The sequence below is a fragment of the Algoriphagus ratkowskyi genome (genome assembly GCF_002150505.1).
In the GTDB taxonomy this organism is placed as follows: Bacteria; Bacteroidota; Bacteroidia; order Cytophagales; family Cyclobacteriaceae; genus Algoriphagus; species Algoriphagus ratkowskyi.
Window position 1 is genome coordinate 34,524 of the sequence record NZ_MSSV01000002.1, and the last position, 23,637, is coordinate 58,160.

At 33.4% G+C, this 23,637-nt stretch carries 19 protein-coding genes; 4 read left to right on the top strand and 15 right to left on the bottom strand.

Annotated features, from left to right (window positions below; genetic code table 11):
* The first annotated feature begins 6 nt into the window (after positions 1–6).
* The gene (locus BVH02_RS21615) at positions 7–297 is read left to right on the top strand and encodes a hypothetical protein (protein ID WP_205635696.1); all 291 of its coding nucleotides are present in this window, start codon (positions 7–9) and stop codon (positions 295–297) included.
* Between the two features lie 492 nt (positions 298–789).
* Here BVH02_RS21615 and BVH02_RS01925 read toward each other — a convergent pair whose 3' ends face one another.
* On the bottom strand, positions 790–1,614 hold the full coding sequence (locus BVH02_RS01925) for a class I SAM-dependent methyltransferase (RefSeq protein WP_086498306.1): 825 nt from the start codon (positions 1,612–1,614) through the stop codon (positions 790–792).
* Positions 1,615–2,152: 538 nt separating this feature from the next.
* On the opposite strand from BVH02_RS01925, the gene BVH02_RS01930 reads away from it, so the two are divergent.
* The 3 genes from BVH02_RS01930 (at position 2,153) to BVH02_RS01940 (ending at position 5,563) form a co-directional block, all read left to right on the top strand.
* Complete coding sequence (locus tag BVH02_RS01930; RefSeq protein ID WP_158093845.1) at positions 2,153–3,016, top strand: glycosyltransferase; 864 nt, start codon at positions 2,153–2,155, stop codon at positions 3,014–3,016.
* A gap of 101 nt (positions 3,017–3,117) precedes the next feature.
* Complete coding sequence (locus tag BVH02_RS01935) at positions 3,118–4,554, top strand: MBOAT family O-acyltransferase (RefSeq protein ID WP_086498308.1); 1,437 nt, start codon at positions 3,118–3,120, stop codon at positions 4,552–4,554.
* Position 4,555: 1 nt separating this feature from the next.
* A complete protein-coding gene (locus tag BVH02_RS01940; protein WP_086498310.1) occupies positions 4,556–5,563 on the top strand; it encodes a hypothetical protein in 1,008 nt (335 codons plus the stop codon).
* 659 nt (positions 5,564–6,222) lie between these two features.
* On the opposite strand, the gene BVH02_RS01945 is transcribed toward BVH02_RS01940, so the two are convergent.
* From BVH02_RS01945 to BVH02_RS02010, 14 genes are all read right to left on the bottom strand, one after another.
* Entirely contained in the window at positions 6,223–7,125 is a 903-nt protein-coding gene (locus BVH02_RS01945) for a hypothetical protein (RefSeq protein ID WP_086498312.1), read from the bottom strand.
* Complete coding sequence (locus BVH02_RS01950; protein ID WP_086498313.1) at positions 7,122–7,988, bottom strand: class I SAM-dependent methyltransferase; 867 nt, start codon at positions 7,986–7,988, stop codon at positions 7,122–7,124. Before BVH02_RS01950 ends, BVH02_RS01945 begins: the two co-directional genes overlap by 4 nt.
* A complete protein-coding gene (gene asnB, locus BVH02_RS01955) occupies positions 7,985–9,835 on the bottom strand; it encodes an asparagine synthase (glutamine-hydrolyzing) (protein ID WP_086498315.1) in 1,851 nt (616 codons plus the stop codon). The genes BVH02_RS01950 and asnB (BVH02_RS01955) overlap by 4 nt, the downstream gene beginning before the upstream one ends.
* Position 9,836: 1 nt before the next feature.
* The gene (locus BVH02_RS01960) at positions 9,837–10,922 is read right to left on the bottom strand and encodes a glycosyltransferase family 4 protein (protein WP_158093846.1); all 1,086 of its coding nucleotides are present in this window, start codon (positions 10,920–10,922) and stop codon (positions 9,837–9,839) included.
* A gap of 104 nt (positions 10,923–11,026) precedes the next feature.
* On the bottom strand, positions 11,027–12,181 hold the full coding sequence (locus BVH02_RS01965; protein WP_086498319.1) for a glycosyltransferase family protein: 1,155 nt from the start codon (positions 12,179–12,181) through the stop codon (positions 11,027–11,029).
* A 28-nt stretch (positions 12,182–12,209) separates the two neighbouring features.
* On the bottom strand, positions 12,210–13,316 hold the full coding sequence (locus BVH02_RS01970) for a glycosyltransferase family 61 protein (RefSeq protein WP_086498321.1): 1,107 nt from the start codon (positions 13,314–13,316) through the stop codon (positions 12,210–12,212).
* Complete coding sequence (gene asnB / locus BVH02_RS01975) at positions 13,316–15,265, bottom strand: asparagine synthase (glutamine-hydrolyzing) (RefSeq protein WP_086498323.1); 1,950 nt, start codon at positions 15,263–15,265, stop codon at positions 13,316–13,318. Before asnB (BVH02_RS01975) ends, BVH02_RS01970 begins: the two co-directional genes overlap by 1 nt.
* A gap of 1 nt (position 15,266) precedes the next feature.
* Positions 15,267–16,271 carry a glycosyltransferase family 2 protein gene (locus BVH02_RS01980; RefSeq protein ID WP_086498325.1) on the bottom strand — a complete coding sequence of 335 codons (1,005 nt, stop codon included), beginning with the start codon at positions 16,269–16,271 and terminating at the stop codon, positions 15,267–15,269.
* A complete protein-coding gene (locus tag BVH02_RS01985) occupies positions 16,231–17,460 on the bottom strand; it encodes a glycosyltransferase (protein WP_086498327.1) in 1,230 nt (409 codons plus the stop codon). Before BVH02_RS01985 ends, BVH02_RS01980 begins: the two co-directional genes overlap by 41 nt.
* Positions 17,457–19,310 carry an asparagine synthase (glutamine-hydrolyzing) gene (gene asnB / locus BVH02_RS01990; protein ID WP_086498329.1) on the bottom strand — a complete coding sequence of 618 codons (1,854 nt, stop codon included), beginning with the start codon at positions 19,308–19,310 and terminating at the stop codon, positions 17,457–17,459. The genes BVH02_RS01985 and asnB (BVH02_RS01990) overlap by 4 nt, the downstream gene beginning before the upstream one ends.
* A 16-nt stretch (positions 19,311–19,326) precedes the next feature.
* On the bottom strand, positions 19,327–20,214 hold the full coding sequence (locus BVH02_RS01995) for a glycosyltransferase (protein WP_086498331.1): 888 nt from the start codon (positions 20,212–20,214) through the stop codon (positions 19,327–19,329).
* A gap of 35 nt (positions 20,215–20,249) precedes the next feature.
* Entirely contained in the window at positions 20,250–21,515 is a 1,266-nt protein-coding gene (locus tag BVH02_RS02000) for an ABC transporter ATP-binding protein (RefSeq protein ID WP_086498333.1), read from the bottom strand.
* Positions 21,516–21,521: 6 nt separating this feature from the next.
* Positions 21,522–22,382, bottom strand: a complete 861-nt coding sequence (locus BVH02_RS02005; RefSeq protein WP_086498335.1) for an ABC transporter permease — start codon at positions 22,380–22,382, stop codon at positions 21,522–21,524.
* A gap of 61 nt (positions 22,383–22,443) precedes the next feature.
* Complete coding sequence (locus BVH02_RS02010; RefSeq protein ID WP_086498337.1) at positions 22,444–23,637, bottom strand: ankyrin repeat domain-containing protein; 1,194 nt, start codon at positions 23,635–23,637, stop codon at positions 22,444–22,446.

The window sequence follows — 23,637 nt, forward strand, 5'->3', positions numbered from 1 at the left end:
AACAAAATGGCATTAAAAGCGGTCATTACCGTTAAAATCAAAGCCAAAACATATAAAAATCCAAAATTGTATCTACCTGCAAACTTTCCAAGGATGAAAATACAAATGATAGGTATTACATCAATAATAGTTTGTAAGGAACCTGGAAGGACAAAGAATATCCAAAATGTTTTGAAAGCAAATAAAAGCCCAATTACGAATATTCTATATAAATTTTGCCTGCTCAACTTAACAGCAAAATCTATTTTAGGAAATTTAAAGTTAAAACGTAGTCCATACCCAAAGGCAATGGCCTGATTTCCAAAAGCTAATATTAATGATGAAATTGAAAAAAATTCTTCTATTGCGTAGCTATAGGACATAATCCCATCACCATAAACAAACTCATATATAACCTTAATATTAGCTCCAATAGTAATTAATAAACCTATATAATAGAAGCTAATGAAGGAAAATCGTCTATTTTTATAAAGAGTGGTAGAAATTTCAATTATAAGAAAAAGAATAAGCGAAATAGATGCTCCAAATTCTGGGAGAACCAAAAAAAACACATAATGAATGAGAATCCATATTAAATGACGCATATAAAATAATTCTTATTCACTATTATTCTTGATTTAATTTATGAGTTAGCTGGTAACCGAGCAAAGCAATATTAGCTTAATAGACTTTCGATAAATTTATCTAAAACTAACAGGTAGCAATTTTCAGTTATTTAACTCCTTTATCATTAAACAACACAAGGAGGATTAGATAGTATGGTGAACTTTTTCATTTTTATGTAAGATCTTAAAAACTTCCTTTCAAAAAGGGCTGCCATTCCGTTCCATGTTTTGGTGCAGATAGCTTTTTAGGAGAAATCAGATTTTTTTCGATAACTACCATATATGGATAAAAATGAATGGAATGTATTGCCGATTGAAACTCAGTTACTTTACTGTCAAGAAGAGAATCGGGTCGATTGATACTATTCAGATCATTAACCAAGGATGCAGCATATGAGGCAAATTTATTAAAATTACCATGAACATCTTCGCAGATATATACTCCACCGGGACGCAGGTGACCTAACATCTCTTCTAAAGTAATCCTCTGTTGCTCCGTCGTATGTCCACCATCATCTATGAGAATATCGATCCCTTCAACTTGCTTTTTGAAACTGTTCCAAAATGTCCTATCCCCTTGATCTCCTATAAAGACTGAAACGTTATCAGCTTCATAAGCTCTGCAGGCTTCTTCAATATCCACTCCATATATATGAGCTTTTTCACCAAAATAGGATTTCCACATTTGAAGGCTTCCTCCGCTATAGATCCCTATTTCCAAAATATCTGCTTTTTTGCCGATGTATTTTGAAAGGTGTCGATGATAAATTTCAAAATAATGCTCCCATTTCCACAAGCCAGGACCAGTATGATGATTTCTAAAATAATCCAAAAGCGGATTACTTAGCTCACCTTCGGCTATCTTAGAAGCATCAGAATCCTTAAACTCTTTTGAAAAAAGAAACCCTTCACATATAGAAGGTAAGGTCATCAAAGCCTGCTTAAATACGCGCGGATGTTTCGCCATTGTTTTTAAAACGGTAGCGAAATCATTGAAATTTTGGTTCATATTACTATAATATTACCTCAGAACACTTTATAATTTGCTCTTGGTGATTTTTAAAAGCCAAAGAAAAGGATAATTTATCCAGCATCCCAAAAACTAAAGCCTTAAATCAAATATCTTTTTTAAATAACCACATTTCCTTCTATATCTGAAAATTTCAAATCCCCTACAAATTGAATTATACCTTTTAACTCTCAAGGAAATGCATTGGAAAGATTAGTTTTTTAGGTAATTTTGGCCTGTTGAATTTTCAATTTCGCCCGCAAAAGTCAATGTATTTAATTTTAAGAGTATGCTAGACAGTCCTAAAAGACTTTTTATTAGGGGTTTAAATTCTTTTCTTAATTATAAAAGAGTGACTTTTTTCTTCTTTTTTCTCCATTTCTCTTTATTTCGGATATTCAAGCCCTCAAAAAAAGTTGTTTTATTCAATAAATTGCATCCGATCTATAGTGATTTTTTTTTAAATTTTAAAACTTCGAAAGTTACTTGGTTCTATTTTGATCCAAATTGGCGAAATTCTCTTTTAGGAAAATTTGCCTTGAAAAATTGTCATATACTTCATCTAGATCATTCAGCTTTTAAAGAGGAATATTTAAAATTTGGAAAAAAGACCGTAATAGAATGTGAGGGACTAGCGAAGAATTCTTTATTTGAAGACCCTAGAGTCAGTGCTTTACTATTTGAAAGCAAATATTCAGGACGTGTACAGCTTAATAAGCCTAAATCTTTTTTGGTTTATCCTGCAGTGAAAAATTACAGCACCTTCAAACCGAGTGAAAAAAATAAGTTATTTACTATTATTTCGGTTGGATATGGTTCATATCTGAAGGGTTTTGATGTTTCTTTTGAGGTATTTAAAAGATTAAAAAAAGAGGGTTTCAAGGTTAAGTTGATAATCGCCGGCACGTTAGGGCACAATTTCGAAGATTATCCAGAAGCAGATAGAATTGCCTATCAAAAATCCTGTGATATAATAGATGAGATGCTAGAATATTCAAAAACCAATAATGACCTAATTATAAAGCCATTCCGAAAACATGATATGATAGCAAAATTGTATCCTCAGGCCGATGTATTGCTCCACCCTTGTAGAATGGAAACATTTGGCTTTACTATTCTTGAAGCACTGTCATTTGGGATACCTGTTGTCTCCGTAAAACTTAAAGCAATACCAGAAATGGTAAAACACGGAGTAAATGGTTACCTGATTAACTCTTTTAATTGGGATGGAGTAAGTCCCATAGATGAGGATGCAATGAATACTCCCGAATGGTTTGATATTACCGTGAATGAATCTGTAAAATTTATAAAACAGGTAGATGGATTAAAACGGTTTGAGCTAGATCCACAGTTCACCTATTCAAACCGAATGAAAAATCTTGAAAGTATTTATTTCTCATAATTTAGTCTAGCCAACAAATAGCCAATAAAATAAATTACTGTGTTTTGGTGGCTTTTGTGAATCCAATCATTTCAAATACCAATCATAAAAATCAATAATTAATGCTCTTCAATTCGATTGATTTTGCAATCTTTTTACCAATCGTATTTATCCTTTATTGGTTTGCATCCAAGGGTATTACAAAGTATCAAAACTTTTTAATTCTAGTCTCTAGCTATGTGTTTTATGGTTGGTGGGATTGGAGATTTCTTTTTTTAATATTTTTCTCTTCATTATTGGATTATTTTATAGGTGTTGCCCTATTTAAGCAACAGGATGAACGAAAAAGAAAAGTCCTTTTATGGGTGAGCATATGCGTTAATTTGGGCTTTCTGGGGTTCTTCAAGTATTTTAATTTCTTCATTGAAAATTTCAATACTGCTTTTACTTTCTTTGGAAATCCAATCAGCAATTCCTCCTTGAACATTATCCTTCCTGTGGGGATTAGTTTTTATACGTTTCAGACTTTAAGTTATTCAATCGATGTATATAAAAGAAAAATTAAACCCACTACAGATTTTGTTGCCTTTTCAGCGTTCGTAAGTTTTTTCCCTCAATTAGTTGCTGGACCTATAGAGAGAGCGTCCAATTTACTACCTCAATTTGAGAATAAAAGAACATTTGAATACAGCAAAGCTGTAGATGGATTACGCCAAATACTTTGGGGACTATTCAAAAAAGTAGTCATCGCAGATAATTGTGCAGAATCCGTAAACTATATTTTTAATAATTCTGATAGTCTTTCTGGATCTACACTATTCCTAGGAGGGGTATTATTTGCTTTTCAGATTTATGGGGACTTTTCTGGATATTCAGATATTGCGATAGGAACATCCAGACTCTTTGGATTTAATCTTATGCGAAATTTTGCATTTCCTTATTTCTCTAGAGATATAGCGGAATTTTGGAGAAGATGGCATATATCTTTATCCACATGGTTTAGAGACTATCTCTACATCCCTTTAGGAGGAAGTAAAGGTGGAATGATCAAGAAAATACGAAACACCTTTATAATTTTTGTTGTAAGCGGATTTTGGCATGGAGCCAATTGGACTTTTGTATTTTGGGGTTTTTTAAATGCATTGTATTTTCTTCCTCTTTTGCTTTCCAAAAGAAATAGAGTGAATATGGACATAGTGGCTAAAGGCAGAGTATTACCTTCAATGACTGAGTTTGGTAAAATGGGTTTAACTTTTGGGTTAACAGTATTAGCCTGGATCTTTTTCAGAGCTGATAATATCACCCATGCATTTACTTATTTATCTGATTTGTTCTCTAGTTCCTTTTTTAACATCCCAGAGCATTTTCCTAAAACCACTTTGGGCTTATTAATTATATTCATTATAGTTGAATGGATAGGCAGAGAAGAGGAATTCGCATTGGCATCCATAGGGTTTAATTGGCCTAGAAAATTAAGGCTTGTTTTCTATTATTCGATAATTTTAGCATTATTTGTCTTTTCAGGTGAACAACAACAGTTTATTTATTTTCAATTTTAGTATGAACGCATTCATAAAAAAAGTTTTACTGTTTCTTATAGTGGGAAGTTTTCCTTTATGGTTTTTGCTATTAGGGTATTTTATTTTTGACCCCTTTATGGTTTTACGGAGTTATGATGATTTTTCTTATTCTTATGTTTTACCCAATCGGGATTATATCTCTACAGAAATATATCTTAGGAACTATCCTACCCAACATTACAATTCCTATATATTCGGAAGTTCTAGGACACTAGCCTTTAGACCTGACACTTGGGAAAATAATTTAATTGGAAATAACAACCCATACATATTTGATGCTTCGGGTGAATCTATTTACGGAATCAATAAAAAAATAAAATTTATAGATGATTTAGGCGAAAAAATTGATAATGCTCTGATAATACTATGTGAAGATGTCTCATTTCAGAGGGATGAAAATCACGAAGGGCATTTATACATAAAGCATCCTGAAACATCCGGTGAGAACAAATTAAGTTTTCATATGAATTTTATAAAAGCTTATTATAACCCAACATTTCTTTTAAGCTTTTATGATTATAAACTTACAGGAAATTTCAAACCTTATATGTCGGAGTTTCTTGAGAGCCGAAAAATGGCTTTTGATAAGATCAATAATAAAATGATCATAGAAGATCAGGAAGAAGAACTATTAAGAGATCCGGAATCGTATTTTAAGAATAGGGAATCAATTTTCTATCCTAGGACATCAAATGATAAAATAGACTCTTTGCCGCAAATCAATGCAAAACATCAAAAATTATTGGAAGAAATAGTTGTAATTCTAGAAAAACAAAACACTAACTATTACGTGGTAATAGGACCTTTATATAATCAAGTTAAATTTCATCCTAAAGATCTAGCGCTATTAAAAGAATATTTTGGAGACAGATTATATGATTTTTCCGGAATTAATTCTTTTACAGAAGATAAAACTAATTATTATGAATCCAGTCATTATAGACCTATCGTGGGCGACAGCATAATGAATTACCTATATAAAAAATAAACTTGTCTTGTGACGCTAAAAGTTACATTACGGATTTACTAGTAAAGCTACCTTTAAGCAAAAAATTTTGTCAGAGAATTTTTTTATAACGTTGATTAATTTGGAGGATAGATGGGGAGGTGAATCATTAAAATCAAACCTATCGAAAGGTGAGATTTACATTCCTATTCATTAGAAATTGGAGCAGCAGTTGGATGATCAGGCCGGGGAACTTTACAAGGTATATGGCCATGCCACGGTGCGTGAATCACGACATAAAAACACCTTGCGATACAAGACTTAAAAATCTCACTTCAGAACCATCATCACTGGAGAGTGGAATTACGAGGGTTCATCCGAATTCGCTTTTAGAACACGAGCTCCATACGTTTCTATTTGAACACGCAGAAATAGTATTTCTAAAAACAAGTAGAAATCAGGCCCGTACAGCCCCGCTCATGCGTGGCGGGTGCAAAACCAACGGCTAAGGACTGAATACAAAGATCCAAAACCGCAAAAGTTGGAAAAATATATCGAATTTTGCACAACTTACGTGCTGTTCTGTTCCTCCATGGTTATATAACTCAATATTGCCACTCACATAAGGACAGAAGCATTTTTAAAACTGAAAAAATTACAGTAGACCCATATTTAATTAATCTGGAAATTAAAAAATCTAATTAAAATAATTTCTTTTTCCTTTCAGAAAGCTCTATTTGGATAAGGGATTTCATATCTAATCTCCAACAATCCAATTTCTCCAACATATTCAATCTTCTATACTCTTGTTTTGGTAATTCAAAATTATCCAATTCTTTGGGCAAGGCACCTTTAAAAGGCACTGCTCTTAAATAATCAGAACGCTTAAAGAGACCGATATATCGGGTATCTACTTTCCAAGAAAGCCATTTATGTTTAAACCATTTTTGATAATCAAATTCATGACTATGTCCCCAGGTTGATATCTTTCTAAATACTTCATCATTCGTTAATACCCAACACAAGTGCAAACATAATCCTTCTAGCATAAAGGAATTTTCGGATTCATTAACTAACCTTTTGGAACAGAAGTGGATGCCTGGGTAATTCACATTCACGGCAAAATTAGGACAAGCGGTGACTGTTTGCTTTGACTTCCCGTTATGCTTTCTAGCCTGCATTACAAATCCAGTATTCTTCCAAAATTTCAACCAAGGACAGGTATAAGCAGGATAATTTGGATTTTGCCTTATTCCTTGCAAGTTTTTGTTAAAATCCTCCTCCAAGTAAAATTCATCAGCATCCTGAATAATCAAATAATCAATACCGTCTAATCTTGCCTGTTGAAGAGCTTGCTCTCGCTGGGACTCCTCACTTTCCCATATTCCTTCTAAGAAATGAATTTTGTCTGCAAAGGGGAAAGTGGATATTTTGTCGGAATCAAAATCCGAGATGAAATTTTCTCTTGCATGAGTATTATATTTATTCCAAGGGACGGGGCTGTGACTTAAATAAATTTTATCCACAAGTCCTCCTGTGTTGGCCAACATTCTTTCCAAAGTACTATTTCCGTAAAATGCCAATGTCAAAATACCAAATTTCATTTTGCCTTTTTAAAGATTTGAAAACATAATTTTCTTCTAAATAAAAAATCAGAAAGTTCTGGAGATCTATCTATTTTTTGAAGTCCTCGCTGGTCCATATAGATTCCAATTTCTTTTTCTGAAACTACATAAACTGCGTCCACATCCGGTTCAAATAAATCTATTTGAAAGCAAATTGGATTTGTATTAATATAAAAACCGGGAATCTCTCCCATCAATGCTCTGCATTTTTGAGGAATTAGATACTTGTTGTAAAGTGTAGCCCTTAAAGCACCCAAAATATTTCCTTTCTGTAACAATTCTCGTCCGCTAGACAAATTTCGTGAGACCTGCTGACTAGACATAAACCCATGGTCTAAATAATTAGGAGCTAATACAATGATTTTTCCACCAGGTTTTAACATACGTATGCATTCATCCAGGAATTTCTGCGGAAAAACTGTATGTTCAATAACAAAGACAGAAAAAATCAAATCAAATTGTTCGTCCTTATAAGGATAGGAATAAGGATCATTGATTACTGAAAAATCAGCTTCTTGATACTTTCTTTGATTATTAGCAATAATATTAGGGGAAAAGTCTATTCCAGAATATTTAGGAATTAACTCAGGGAAAATTTTTAATATTGGGCTTTCTCCACAACCTATTTCCAAAATTTTTGGAGATACTTTGGCTAATTCTACTATTTTTTGACAGGGTAAAAAGCTTTCATCTTTCCAACGAAATTCGCCATTTGAGATATCATCATAATAAACCGTATTATTGGTATAATAATCACCCATTTTTTGGGACAGCTCATTAAGTTTTTTGGAGTTCTTAGGTTCGATTGAAGACACCCAATCAATTGTATATTTTTTAATCATAAATCAACATTAAATAACTTGGCCCAACATGCTAAGGAGACTGTTCTCCAAAGTCTTTCCGAAATTTCCAAGCTATCTTTTTTACCTCTATAAAACTCGATATCTTTTGCAATGACATTTGCATCCGCCCAAGTAGGAGAACCAACCATATCATGTACCCAATCTATCTCTATGTGCAACATTTCATGAATTGGAGTGTAAAACCCCAACTTATCCTTTCTATTAATTACTTTATCTGGAAGAAAAGGCTTTCCTGCCTTTCTGATCAGATCTTTAGAAAACCCATTTTTAACAAAACTTTCTGCCGTAAAGGTAGAAACCAATTCTAGAAGTCTGTGGTCAAGAAAAGGCATCCTACCTTCTATTGATCTCGCCATTCCGTTTCTATCATCATAATGAACTAAGTGAGGAATATGTACTCCCAAAATTGATTCCCTCAAACTATCCTCCCAATTATTTGCGAGTGCTAATCTACTCGACATTTCAAATTTTCCAGCTGCCTCTCTTAAGGCATCTGAAAGAAAAAACCTCCGGTTTTCCCTAGAATTCATTCTCATTTTTCTTTCTACTTCAGGGAAAAATGCTCCTAACCCAATCCTTAGCATTTCTTGGAGTTCAAAATTAGATTTGCTTAATTCGGGCAAAGTGTAACTAAAGTTTAATCTACCTAATTCGTGAGAAAATAATTGCTTTATATTATGAGCATAACCCCTGAAAACCTCGTCAGCACCCTGGCCACCTAATACCACTTTTATACCAACCTCTTTAGCCATATCCATTAAAAAACCATGGGCAATAATGGAAGGATCACCAAATGGTTCTTCTTGAATATATATTGTTCTTTCTAAACTCTCTGAGATTCTTACTTGGTTGAGATCTTTAGCATATAAATTCATCTTCGAGCCCCATTTATCAGCAACTTCTTTGACAAAAGGACTTTCATCCCATCTTGATCCGGGAGTTTGAGCAGTGAAAACAGAAATTGGATTGTCTTCAGAGGTGCAGGAAGCTAATATCCCCACCACCAAACTTGAATCTAAACCCCCGCTTAAACTTGCCCCGATAGGTACATCAGAGATTGTTTGCGAATTTACAGCCTCATAAAGGCATTCTTGGAGACTTGTAATTTCCTTTGGTCCAACAGAAATTTTTTCAGACCTAGGTATGACAGGTATCTCCCAATATTTTGATGAAGTTATTTCTCTCTGTCCCTCTTCGATCCATGCATAGCTACCTGGGAGTAATTGATATACTTCTGCAAAAAATGTCTGATTCCCTAAATGTCCATAATTTCCTAAAGCCAGATATTCTGCAACCATCAAATGATTCGCAGCATTAGATTGATTGGCCAAAAGTAAAGGTTTGATTTCGCTCGCTATAGCAATGTCTCCACTTGGATAAAACCTATAATACAAGGGTTTTTGTCCATATCTGTCACGCGATATAAACAATTTTTTTTCTGCTTTATCCCATATAGCTATTGCCCACATACCTACCAGGTGTTGTAGCATATCTATCCCAAATTTCTCAAATAGAGACAAAATTGTTTCGGTATCAGAATGCCCGTGCCAATTTTTATTTGGGAAAAATTTATTCCTCAGTTCTATATGGTTATAAATTTCTCCATTAAATATGATGAGAAACCTGCCATTTTCTGAAATCATCGGTTGGTTACCTGCTTCAGTCAAATCTTGAATAGATAACCTTTGGTGAATCAATCCAACATGATCATCCTGCCAGTTCCCTTTGGAGTCAGGGCCCCTATGATTGAGCAAATGATGCGCTCGCTCAATGAAAGATTCTTTCGTTTGGAGGTTCTGGGTTAAAATGGCCGCAATTCCACACATTTTATTTTTGAATTAGGTTATGTTTCAAATATCTTGATTTGGAAATGAATCCTGAGATAAGAGTATTGATTTTTGATTTAAAAGATATTGGATAGGTCTCATTTTTAACGTTTGACCGCAGTCCCAAATCTATGTAAGATTGAAGACAAACTTTAATACTATAATGCTTTTCAGCCAGTTTCCTTGCCTGAAATGGGGTGTTACTATTTAGATTACTTAATGCATTTTCCAGTTGTTTTTGAGCATATGCAATATCTCCCACTGGATATAGGTATACTATATCATCTGCAGCAGAATCTTCAATCAAATCCTCGACACCACTGACTTGTGAGCTGACTACCATACAACCAGAAGCCAACGCTTCCATAACGGATATGGACATTCCTTCAAAGTTAGAGGTCTGCAACAACACTTTTGTAGATGATAATTTTTCCCTTAAGGTTTCGAAAGAAGACCATCCATGAAAAAACATATTGTTTTCGAGTTTCAAAAAAGAAGTTTGCTCTTTTAAAGATGATAATGGCTCACCATCTCCGTAAATATTCATTTCCCAATCGTCAGTAACTTTTTTTAATTCGAATCCTATTTTAGGAATATCGGAAACTCGCTTAGATTCTTCCTCGATTCTCCCTACCCAAGAAATAATATTTTCTGATTTAGAACCAATACTAAAATTCTCCATAGGGATCCCACATGGGATAACTTCGTGAGGAATAGAATCATTTTCTTGTACTTGCTTATTTTTAATTCTCTTAGAGACAGAAGCAATGGATGATAAGTGACTCTTATACTTTTGAATAAGATCAAAGTATGCTTGATCATCACTGTGAATGACTCCTATAACTTTGTATTTATCAGATAATTGACAACAGGCTCTAAGACAGGCCTCATCATCAGAAGGCACTAAAATAGATCCAGGAGTAACGTGCTTTTGAATGAGATTTCGATAAACAGAAACTCTAAAATCCAATGTGCCTAATTCAAATCCATAATCTACACTAGCGGTGTACACATTCTTTGTAGTATTCAGAAAAGAAACCATACTTGGCCTATTACCGCCAGAGATAAACGGTTTTTCAGGAAACACGGTTATAAATGAAGAATCAGAAATGGTCTTCAATGACTCTACAAAAATATCCTTCAACCAAGATGTAATGCCTCCCCGGTGATAAGGATGGCAAACGAATGCTATCATGAATGACTAATTAAGCTATTACTTAAAAATCGATCAAATGATGTTTGATCCGATACAGGGAACAAGCATTTATCGACACAAAAAAAACGTTCGAAATTATTATTTATGAAACCACTTAGAGCCTCTTCAATTTTATCCTCTGAATCATTAATGACATTAGGATGTCCCCATTCTTCAAAAAGAGACTGAAAAGCACCTGTATCGTTACCAACAATTAATATAGGTTTGTTATAGGCACAAGCCTCATAAAATTTGGAGGGAATAACCTTTCTTCCCGGCTTATTCCATGCAAGAATTAAAATAATATCTGCGGCACTATAACATTCATGCAATTGCTTTTTATCGAGTTGTCCCAACATGGTTAGCGGAATATTCATTTTCGAAAGAATCTGCGCAATCTGTGCTATTCCAGCATATTCCAATTCGATCAACTTGTGAAAGTTAGTCAATGGATTAGCGAGAATTGCTGGATTCATCGCATCAAAATGAATATTACCTGCATAAATTATTTTTGCAGGTGAATTATTAACTGAAGACAAATTACCGAGAGCATGAGGTAATTCAGGAATGCAATGTCTAAAATACACTATCTCTTTTTGTATATGATTTTTATCCTCAGTAGCCCATTCAGGTGAAACATGTATAATTTGATCAGCCTTGGCTAACTTTTTTTTGAGCCAATTCATCCCAACAGTTAAATTGATGTCATCTAGACCTTCTGATAATGAATCTTGTAAATCGACCCACCATGTTGTATTGAGTTTTTTCCGCAAATAACTACCCAACCAGATCGATCCTCGAGGTGTGAAAAATGAAATGATCAAATTGTAATCTCCTTCAAGAAAAGTGTGGATAGTTTTTCTGTTTTTATAAAAACTATACCCAATTATATCACCCCAAATTATCATTATAAAAAAAACATATAATTTGTTTAGAATTTTGTTTTTGTAATATTTGGCAATAGGAATTTCTAAAGTTCTATGATTCCAATCATCAATTTGTACATCATTATTTTTAGTGACTATATATTCAATCTGGAAACCTTCTCTTGAAAAAAAATCTTCATATTGACTTATCCTTCTAACTAATGCAGTGGATTGAACATTGTTATTTTCAGAATTATGATATGCTAGAAATAATACTTTTTTCATTATCTACTATATAAAATATAATAAATTATCATTGATCAAAAAAACTCAGAATTTTATTTTCAAATAAAGTTGGGGATAGATTAAAATTGTTATTCGTTTGACGTCCTTCACCAATAATAAAATCATAATTAAAATTTAATTTCCGAGAAAGATTCTTGTAATGCCATGGGGTCAAATCAGTGCTTGGGAATATTTCCAATAGTTTCAAAGAATGGCCAGATCTGAAAATGATATTAGTCAACCCTGCTCCATGTATACCAATTATTTCTGAAGCCCCTGAAAATAGTTCAATCTGTTCTTTTAAAGACATATTCGAAGGATCTACTAACAAAAAACCATGATTAATCGCTATTCTTTTTATATCCTCGAGATTTAAAATTGCACGACCATGGGTAATTGGTCGGACGATTAACAGTTTTTGATTCTTTTCACATTTACGTAGATAATCAATTGAATTAATTACACTAAAAATCCCATCAGAAACAAAGGTGTCTTTACATACAGTTAAATTTTTTATATGATAAAATTCTCCTGGATTTTGAATAATAATTTTTCTATCTATAAAATCACTTAAATCTAAAAATTGTTGAACAAATTTAATATACGGAAAAAAAAACGGGACTATTATTGGTATGTGTTTTGGAACTTTATGCTTATCAAGAAGAAATAACTGATTTAAGGTATCTATGAAAAAATGATAATAATTTTGCCATGCATATCTTATACTTATTGCCTCATCTAGGAATATATTGGTCTTTTTCCCTATAAAATAATTAAAAATAGAAGGTCTTTTCTTTTTCCCATCCCATGGATCTTCAACCAATGGAAATGAATATTTAAATAATTGAAAATGATTTAGAATAACCCATCCATTTTGCGGCTCTACTGTTACATTTTTTAGATTATAAACATAAGTAGTTAAAATATGACACAGAAACTTATAGTGAGCTGGGTTGTCTTTCTTTATTTCTGAAATATTTAATTCTGGGAAAAAAACATCAAATTGATCCTCATGAATTATTTTTTCAACATTGGTGATTTTCGGACCTTCTTCTACTAGCCTCCAAAATTTATTATCAATATGTGGCGTTACAATTCTGGCATTAAAACGCTGTATTAGGGTGTAATTAGACATCAGAAACTATAATTTTTCTGAGACATTTGAGTATACCACATCTTAAAATTAATAATTCTCCACGTGTCAAATGAGAATTGGATCTTATTGTCTTGGGTGTCTTTAATCAGCTTATGTACATTATCGTCATTCAACAATTCAAAGGGGTTTTCGCTGCTCATAATTTTATCGAAGAACCAATCCTTTCCATCTTCTTTTAACCATCTTTCTTCTGCAGATACAAAACCCATTTTGTCTCTTCTATCCAAAATTGCATCCGGAACGATTCCTCTAAAACTTTTTCTTAAAATATATTTCCTTTCTCCATTTCTCAACACCATACGTTCAGGAAGACCTAATGTAAATTCCATTAACCGGTAATCCATAAAGGGGGTGCGACTTTCAACTGAAAATGCCATGCTGTTTCTGTCCTCATATCGTAATAAGGAAGGTAAAGGAGAAGTATGAATTTGACTTAATAAATGCTGCTGAAGAGATTCTGACTTGAAATTATGACCATTTAATTTACCCTGATTTATCCAGTCAGGATTTTCTTCTTTTCCAGGTCGCCATTTATTCGGAAGTATTTGTTTAACATTTTCTGGTAATGGACTTTGTATTGCACCTAATAAAAAACCAATAGGATAATTACCATTTACTTCCTTGTAGCTTTTAGCCTCATCTACCAATTGACCAAACTTTCCCCCTCGAAAAAGTCCAGTATAAAAAGGAAGATCATTGCCTCCATATCCTGCAAGCTGTTCATCAGCACCTTGTCCATCAATCATAACGGTAAGGCCTGCTTTAGCCGCTCCTTCAAAAACACACCATTGACTGAATTGACTGGTACTTCCGAAAGGATAGTCCATATGCCAAACAAGCTTCCCCAAATCGTGTTTTAACTTTTCAAATGACGGGTAAACTTTATGGCTCTTGGAACCGGTTTTTTCATTTATTATTTCAGCAAAGGCGGTTTCATCATATCTCTTGTCAAGGTTACAACTGGTAACTGTCTCAAGAATTTTATTCTCATTTCCGCTTTCATCTAAAATTTCCCGCATGAGACAGACTATAGTACTGCTATCCAGCCCTCCGCTCAACGCACTTCCTACGGGAACATCACTTCTCAAGCGCAGTTTTGTAGCATCTTTTAGGATAGATCTTAAATTTTCTTCGGCTTGATCCATTGTTCCTTCCCAAGGCTTTGGATCAAAAACATACCATTGTTTATGAGTTACAGAATTATCCGACAGGTTGACGGTTAAAATTTGACCGGGATCTACTTGATAAATTCCTTTTTCAAATGTGTCAGTTTCATGGTCTAAGAACCCATATCTTAAATAATCAAAAGCAATTTGTTCGTTAAGCTTGAATTGATATTCAGGCAAGATTCTGAGTTGCTTGATTTCTGAAGCAAATGCAATATATCCCGAACAGTCAGTATAATAAAGAGGCTTAACTCCAAATCTATCTCTCACCACAAATAGTTTCCCTAAATTGGAATCTAACAGGAGAAATGCAAACATCCCATTAAACCTTTGCAGACATCCTTCGCCCCACTCGTGCCAAGCTTGCAGAATAACTTCTGAATCTGACTGCGTCTTAAAGACCCTGCCCAATTTCAGTAATTCCTCTCTTACTTCTAGGTAATTATATATTTCTCCGTTATAGCAAAGTGATAGATTATTGAAGATCATAGGTTGATGCCCAGCTGGACTTAAGTCCAAAATAGATAATCTCCTATGACCGAAGGCAACCTGATAATTCTTATCTGAAAGAAATTCTAACCCATGGAACAACCTACTTTCTTCGTCGGTATCTTCGTCTGCAAATATTTCAGGTATTTCTCCCTTTTGCCAAAGTAAAAACCCAGAATCATTTGGGCCCCTATGTTTAATTATTTGGGTTGCCTCCTTTAATGGAAGTATAATAGTATTTGTTTTTTTAACTACGCCAAAAATTCCGCACATATTAAATTTTAATTGCCTGTTTAATAATAACAGCCCGATGGCTTCCAAATATTTTACCCAGTACCCTCAACAATAATCCACCTTCTATTTGGAGATTGGGATCAAGGGATTTACTGAATTGTAAAAGTTTCTTCGATTCTAAAGGAAGTGATTTACGATATAGCGTCCATAATTCAAATGTATAAGAAGCCATAGCAGATGCATATTCCTGATTCCAGTTTGCTGATGATTCTAATTCTTTCTTAAAAAATTTACGGAGATTTAAAATTTGAATTATTTTCTCTGGATTTCCTTTTACTATCCCTACCCTATCTGACTGGTGTTCTCTAATTAAAGCGCGAGCACCTGAATTACCAGAAATTTTCAATCCCTTATGAATAGCTCTAAATAATAAATCAACATCTTGATTAATGATAAGCTCTTCCCTAAATCCTTCTATTTTTTTTAAAGAACTTTTTTTCCAAAGAATTGTACCTGGATGAACAAACCAACCTGCTAAAAGATTTTTTAGAATTTCGGATTCCTTGTTCATTTCATACATTGGATAAACCGAATGTCTAGGAATTATAAGTTTTTCTTCAAAATCTTCATCTCCTTCAAAAAAATCCCAAGGTCCATAAACAGCATCTAATTCTTCATTCTGCTGAAGAAATTTCAGTTTGGATTTGAAAAAATTTATCTCTACCAAATCATCTGAATCAATAAAAATCACATAAGATCCAGATGCGTTTTTTAAACCTAGATTTCTTGCAGTTGGAGCTCCTTGGTTGTTCTGTTTAAAATATTTAACTCCAGGAAACTCATTATTCATTAATTCGTCAGTTCCATCTGTAGAACCATCGTCAACAACCAAAATCTCTAAATCGTTTTCTCTACATGCCAAAATAGAAGTTAAGGTCTGAGAGAGTAATTTTTTACGGTTGTAAGTGGGAATTATAACACTAACTGAAATTTCAGAAATCATTCTATTTTTTTTGATTGAACTTTTCCAAAATTTTTCTGGCATTGTCCTGATATGATCCAACCTTCAATACCATTTGCCTTGTTCCACTAGGCTTGTCCAAATCTGAAGAGAAAAGTTTTTGTAAAGCAATTTTCAGATCACTTACACTCCCTGGCTGAACTAAGGACAAATCAGAAGAATTCACGAAAATCTCGGAATGCCCTCCTACGTCTGAGGCAATAACTCTCAAATTAGTGGCTGCAGCCTCGAGTAATGCATTTGCCATACCTTCATTGTAACTAGCCAGAACAAAGGCGTCGCAAGCTCTGTATAAGTCTGCTAAATCATCATGAAAAACCTGACCTACTACGTTCACGAAATTTTCAATTCCCCTCAATGAAGATTCAGTTTTCAAATTTAGCGCATCAGAAGTAGATCGATTTACCGCAACACAAATAAGTTCCCAATTTGAAATCTCATCTTTCACTTCTGCTAAAGCATCCAAAAGCAATAACCACCCCTTTAAAGCAACTGGAGTGGCTACACATAGAATATATTTTTTATCTGCTTTTAGATCAAATTTGTCTCTTAATTGTTGCTTTTCAAGACCGTCAACAACTGGTCTGAATTTATTTAAGTCTACGCCATTATAAACCACATGAACAGGTTGCTGTTCTGAAGGCAACAGTAGCATGTTTGCATCTATGCCCAGTTGCTTGCTATTAGCAAATAACAAATCTGATTTTAAGAAAACAGTTCTAATGTTATCCAATAAACTAGGGTTTTCCTCAGGCCAAGCATGAACATCATCTCCTCTGGCTATTGAGGCCAATTTAATACCAGTTAATTCTTTTACTTTAGTCCCAATAAATGCAAAATCAGTTAAAAAATGTGCGTAAATCCAATCTGCGTCCTTCAACACAGGTGTTTTTTTAATATATCTGGAAAAGGATTTTGCCAAACGATCATAATAATTGTCAGGAAATAATCTATTAGGCATCTTAATAAAGGTGGCTACCGGATGAATCGTAATTCCTTCGACCATTCTGAAACAATTATTATATGCATTATATCCATCATGCCAATAACTATGGTATTTATGGAGACCGCCTGAAGGAAACCAATTATAATCTTGAACAACATGACATTCACAACCTAATTCTTGAAGTGCTTTTACTTGTTGATGAATAAAAATCCCATTCATCGTCGCATTTTTTCGAGGATAATTAGGTGAAAGAATTATAATTTTCAATTTAACTTTTTAAACGAATTTAAGGCTACAAAACAAAATGCCAGCGAAGGATCTAGTCCTTCCTCACTGTGGAATTTTTTATTTATATAGTCTATATCAACAATTTCATATTCTTTAAGAGAGTCTAGCTGCTTTAAGAAAAACTCACGAGTGGCTTCATCTTCAATTAACATTTTCCGAAGAGGAGAATTAAATCCTGTTTTTTCTCTGTAAGCAAGCTCCTTACCAAAATATTTTTCAACCAATATCCTTAAAGGAAGTTTACCCCATTGATCATCCCTTTTAAATTTTTGCGGAACAGAAAAACTAAATTCCACAAAACGATGATCTAAGAAAGGTACTCTAGCTTCTAAGCCTTGATTCATTGTCATCCTATCCACTTTAGTCAACATTTCATCAACCAAACTAGTTTTTAAATCCAAATATAACATTCGGTTTAAAAGTTCTGTCCCAGAATATTCGTTCCATATTTCCCTTACTCTGTTCTTGTAGCGGGATGTATCCACTTGGGATCTTATTGAAGGAAGTAGAAATTCAAGGCATTCTTTTTCAGCCTGTATTTGATAGCGTTCTTGATATAATTCGGGTTCTGAAATTTTTAGATATTTAGAAGCCTCTTTTAAAGACTTTCGACCTAAAGTTTTTCCTAAGCCAGCGAGAAGAAATATTCTGGCTTTTTTTGGTATTCCTTTCAAAACCGGTGGATCATAAAAAGGTAAATGTCTATTATATCCACCCATTAATTCATCTGCTCCATCACCGCTCAGGACTACTTTAACTTGAGTTTTAGCCAAAGAACTTATTCGCGAAAGAGACAAGGAACTACTTATGCCAAAAGGTTGATCAATATTTGAAAAGTGCAGATCAAAGGAATTAAAAAAATCTGTGTCAATGTTGAAAGATTGATGAGATGCCCCAATTTTCAAAGCTGTATTTGCAGCTATAATAGACTCATCTTCGGGTTCGCCTGGAAACGCAGCCGAAAATGAATGGATTCCTTTTTGAATATCTCCAGAATAATGAGTTATTAATGTTGAGTCAATCCCCGCAGATAAGAAAGTTCCGACTGGAACGTCCGCAATCAAGTGGTCTGCTACAATTTCCTTCAATAATGCCTCTGCTGATTCAGACACCTCAATAGATGAAGAAAATTTTAAATTAGGTTGAATTGATAATTCCCAATATTTATGGACAGAAAAATCGCCCTGATTAAATATCCCATAGTGGCCTGGGGCCAATGCTTTTATTTGTGAGTACCAAGTGTTGGGCTCAGGAACGCTACCCAATAAGAAATACTCATAAATGGATGTAGGGTCTGTAGATACCTGAAAAAAATCTGCTTTGACAAGTGGCGCTACCTCTGAGGCGAAACCAAATTGGCCCTCGGCCTGGCTATAATAGAGCGGCTTGATTCCAATTCTGTCTCGGGCAATAAACAATTGTTTCTTTCTATCATCCCAAAGGGAGAAAGAAAACATTCCGATCAACTTATTTAGAACCAAAGCCAAATCCCCATTCATCTCTTCATATAAATGAAGAATTACTTCACTATCAGAGGATGAACAAAATATATGTCCTTTATTTATTAAGTCAGTCCTTATTTGTTGATAGTTATAGATTTCTCCATTACAAATTAGGGCAATGGTTTTATCCTCATTAAATAAAGGTTGGCTTCCTGATTCACTTAAATCAATAATTGATAATCTAGTATGAACTAAAGCTACATATTCATTTTCAAAGACACCAGACCCATCAGGCCCTCTGTGTTTTAATGAATTAACTAAATTATCAATTATGGATTTTGTATTTAACGTCTGAGAGGTTTTTACGAATCCAGCTATTCCACACATTTAAGTAATATTTTTGTTACGGTCGCGTACCATATTCTTTTTTATAAGAATCTGTAGCTTTCTTTAATAGGTAAAAAATTACGTATTTAAAAAATTTAAATTTTAAAGAGTTCTTAGATAAAATATAACGAAGAACTATAATCCAGTTTTGATAGGAATTTTCACCATAAACATACTTCATAGTATGAAGATGATTTTTTTCCACATTAGCTCCTGATGTCGTGTTATAAAATGAAGTTGACAGAACCCGATATAAACAAAGTACATCTACTATTCCTGTACATGAATAGTTATCCAAGAGTCGGAGATTCATTTGAAAATCTTCAAAAGGGATTGATTCATCATAACCGCCAATTGAATTAACACAATCAGTCCTATACAGAACAGAAGGAGCACTAATGAAATAATTATTTATTAGTGCATTCTTAATTCTACCTGAAGGCAAATCTGAATTGTTGATCCACCCATTATGTGAGAAATGGCTGGGTCTACTTAATATTTTACTATTTTCATCTATATAACTAAAATTTCCATAAATAAAAGAAACCGATTCAGGCAAATTTTCAAAAACGTGAACTTGCTTGGAAATCTTATCCGCTAACAAAATATCATCACATGAAATAAATTGATAATACTTTCCATGACTCAAAGTTAAAGCTTTGTTTAAAGCACCACATACTCCAAGGTTTGTTGCTTCTGGAAAAAAAACTACATTCTCCATTCCAGAAGTAGCTACCCATTTTTTTATTTTTTCTTGTGATCCATCTTTTGAAGCATTATCTATAATAATCAGTTGAATATTAGAATGTGTTTGAGTTCTTATACTTTCTAACGTTTCAAGGACATAATCTTTCTGATTATAACACAACGCTACAATGGTAACTAATATGGAATTGTTTTCCATTTTTAAATTAAATATTAGGAAAAAAAATATTTGAACTATTTTTGGAAGTCGATTTCATATGAAATATTTGGCCGAAGTACTCCAGGCAGCGTTTCCGTATTAGATCCCATCGATTCATTAGCGATATCAAATCCAACAACTTCAGACTCTTTAAACAAAACATATCTTTGATTTTCCCCGAAAATTATATTGAACTTATATTGCCCAGCATTTAAAATATAGGGAGACAGATGGCCTTTAACTTTGTAAAGTCCTCTTTTACTATCTCTGTCTTTTGAGATCAAAGCTGCATGATGGAATATTTTCACTTCTTCAGAATTCACCAATTCAAAGGTGACATCTAAATTTATTCCAACCTTTTCATTATAAAAAGTACATTCAAAAGCAACTCCTGAAGAAACTGAAATATAATCGCCAGTTAATGCTTCTACTTTAAATTCAAGGATTTTAATATTAGCATTACCTAGTATATCTTCTGAATCAAGAGAAAAATTAACAAACTGATTAAGGTTAGAATTTTGTTGGTAGAAATTTACTGCATCATGTGTAGTACCTTCAAATGCATACTGTCCGTTATGAAGCACGATGCCTTGAGTACATAGACTTTTCACAGATGCCATATTATGGCTAACAAAAAGAATAGTTCTACCTTCATTTCTACTCACGTCTCCCATTTTTCCGAGACATTTTTTCTGAAATTCAGCATCGCCTACGGCCAATACTTCATCCATTATTAAGATTTCGGAATCTAAATGGGCAGCAACAGCAAAAGCTAGTCTTACATACATACCACTGCTATATCTTTTTACCGGAGTATCGACATATTTAGCAATACCTGCAAAATCAACAATTTCGTCAAATTTCCTTTTAATTTCGGCCTTGGTCATTCCCAATATGGCACCATTTAAAAATATATTTTCTTTGCCAGTCAATTCAGGATGGAACCCTGTTCCAACTTCAAGTAAAGAAGCGACCCTTCCTTTGACATTGATACCACCCTTTGTTGGTAAGGTAACACGTGAAAGAATTTTCAAAAGAGTACTTTTTCCAGCACCATTCCTTCCAATTATCCCTAAAACATCACCTTGAGCGACTTCGAAATTAATATCTTTCAAAGCCCATGCATAATCGCTACCGTCATTAACAGATCTATCATTCTCTGAACCAATTTGAGAAAATGGATCTTCTTTTCCTCTCATTTTGGCCCACCACCTATTGATATCATGACTTATAGTACCGGTACCAATTTCTCCAAGTCTGTATAACTTGGAAACATTTTCAACTTTAATTACAGGACGCATATTCAATTAGACTGTATCGACGAAAGATTTTTCAATTCTATTAAAGGTTATAGCTCCTACGATTAATAGAATCAATGTAAATACACAACTATAAGAGAGCCAAAACCAATCTAAAACTCCTGATCCCAAATAAGCATATTTAAAACTTTCAACAATACTAGTTAGGGGATTAAGCCAAATATACATTTGGTATTTATCAGAAATAGAACTCATTGGATAAATTACTGGAGTTGCATACATAAGTAACTGGACTCCAAAAGCGATTAAAAAAGTAAGATCACGATATTTTGTTGTTAGCGCACTGGATATTAATCCAAAACCAAGACCCAGACCACCCATTAACAATAATAATAATGGAGTTAATAATATATATATGTTAGGATAGACATCTTTTCCTAAAAAATAGTAAACTAATAACGTAATTACAAATAGGCCAAACTGAATTCCAAACTTTAATAAATTGCTAATTACTTTACTTAATGGAAGGACTAATCTTGGAAAATATACCTTACCAAAAATCGGGGCATTCTCAGTAAAAGTTTTTGATGTCTGAATTAAGGTTTCGTTAAAATAATTCCATATCGTAATTCCTGATAAATAAAACAAAATTTGTGGAACGCCGTCAGTGCTAATACCTGCTAGATTACCAAAAATAAACATAAAGGTTATCGTGGTAAGTATCGGCTGAATGAAAAACCAAAGTGGCCCTAGAATAGTTTGCTTATAAACGGTAACAATGTCACGCTTAACAAAAAGCATAAGAAGATCCCGATATTTCCAGACCTGGGAAAACCCAACATTTAAAGGATCATTATTAGCTTCAATTCGAAAATCCCAATCAAGGTTTTCTTTTTTTTCTTCAATCATAACATGTTAATAGTAAATGTCAATAGTTAAAAAATATCTAATAGGTATAGAACATTTTTATTTAAATGTTCTTTAAAAAATTCAAAACAGAAATATTCCCATGGTCTTCGGCATATTCGAGTAAAGACTTTCCTGAATAATCGCAGTGATCTATTTTAGATCCATGTTTTATCAAATATTCCATAGATCGAAAATCATTACTTGTCACAGCTTGAGTCATAGCATACATCAATACGCTAGTACCATTGTTATTAACACTGTTAAGATTAGCTTTTACATCGACTAAAAATTTAACTACATCGATAGAATTGTGATAGGTTGCCACAATTAGAGCATCCCATCCTTGAGAATTCTTTTCTGAAAAAGAAAAGCCTTCTTCATGTCTTTCCTGTATAAAGGCCAAATTGTTGTCTTTCGCGGCATCTAGAATCTCATTCAGTCGATCTGCATATACATAGACATCATAATCAATAGTAGAATAAGTCCTCTTACTATTTGAAATTTGCGCAAATTGACCAGGCTTTACAATAGATCTATTTTCCGATATCACAGAATGACTGACTGTGAAGTCGTCGATTTTAACTAATTGAAAAGGGCGAAAAGAAAAAGCTCTAATTTGATTATGAACTTGATATGCAGATTGTCGAAAATCTATTTTAATATTGGAAAAGTCAAGAGACTTTCTTGAAAAGTAAGTAGATCCTACTGACTCTTGTGGTTTGAACGTGAAGTTATTTGAAAGAATATTTTTAATGCTACTCTTAAATAAATTCACAGCATTATTCATATATGCTGTGAATAAACCATAACCATTAAGATCTAATGGCAAAGGGAAGGAAGTTTGAGTTAAAATTTCACCAGTATCGATTCCATCGTCAATTTTATGTAAGGTGACACCTGAAACCTTATCACCGTTTAACAAAGGTAAACAAGATGTATATACACCTTTATATAGCGGTAATAATGAAAAATGTATATTAAATAAATTTGAAGAATTAAATTTTTGTGTTTTAATAATTTGGTCAAATTCTAAAGATATGAAAACTAAGTCTTCAATATCATATAATTCTTCAAGCTGAACAATTTGAAGATTTAATCTCTTTGCAGATTTCTTTAATGATGGCTGCCAGCCATCCATCTCCTGATCATTTTTATTAGTGCAAACTAGAATATCATGTTTAGAAATGCCTATTTCTAATAAATAGTCTATTGCTTCACATGCTATTTTATAATTGCCTCCAATAGCAATCTTCAT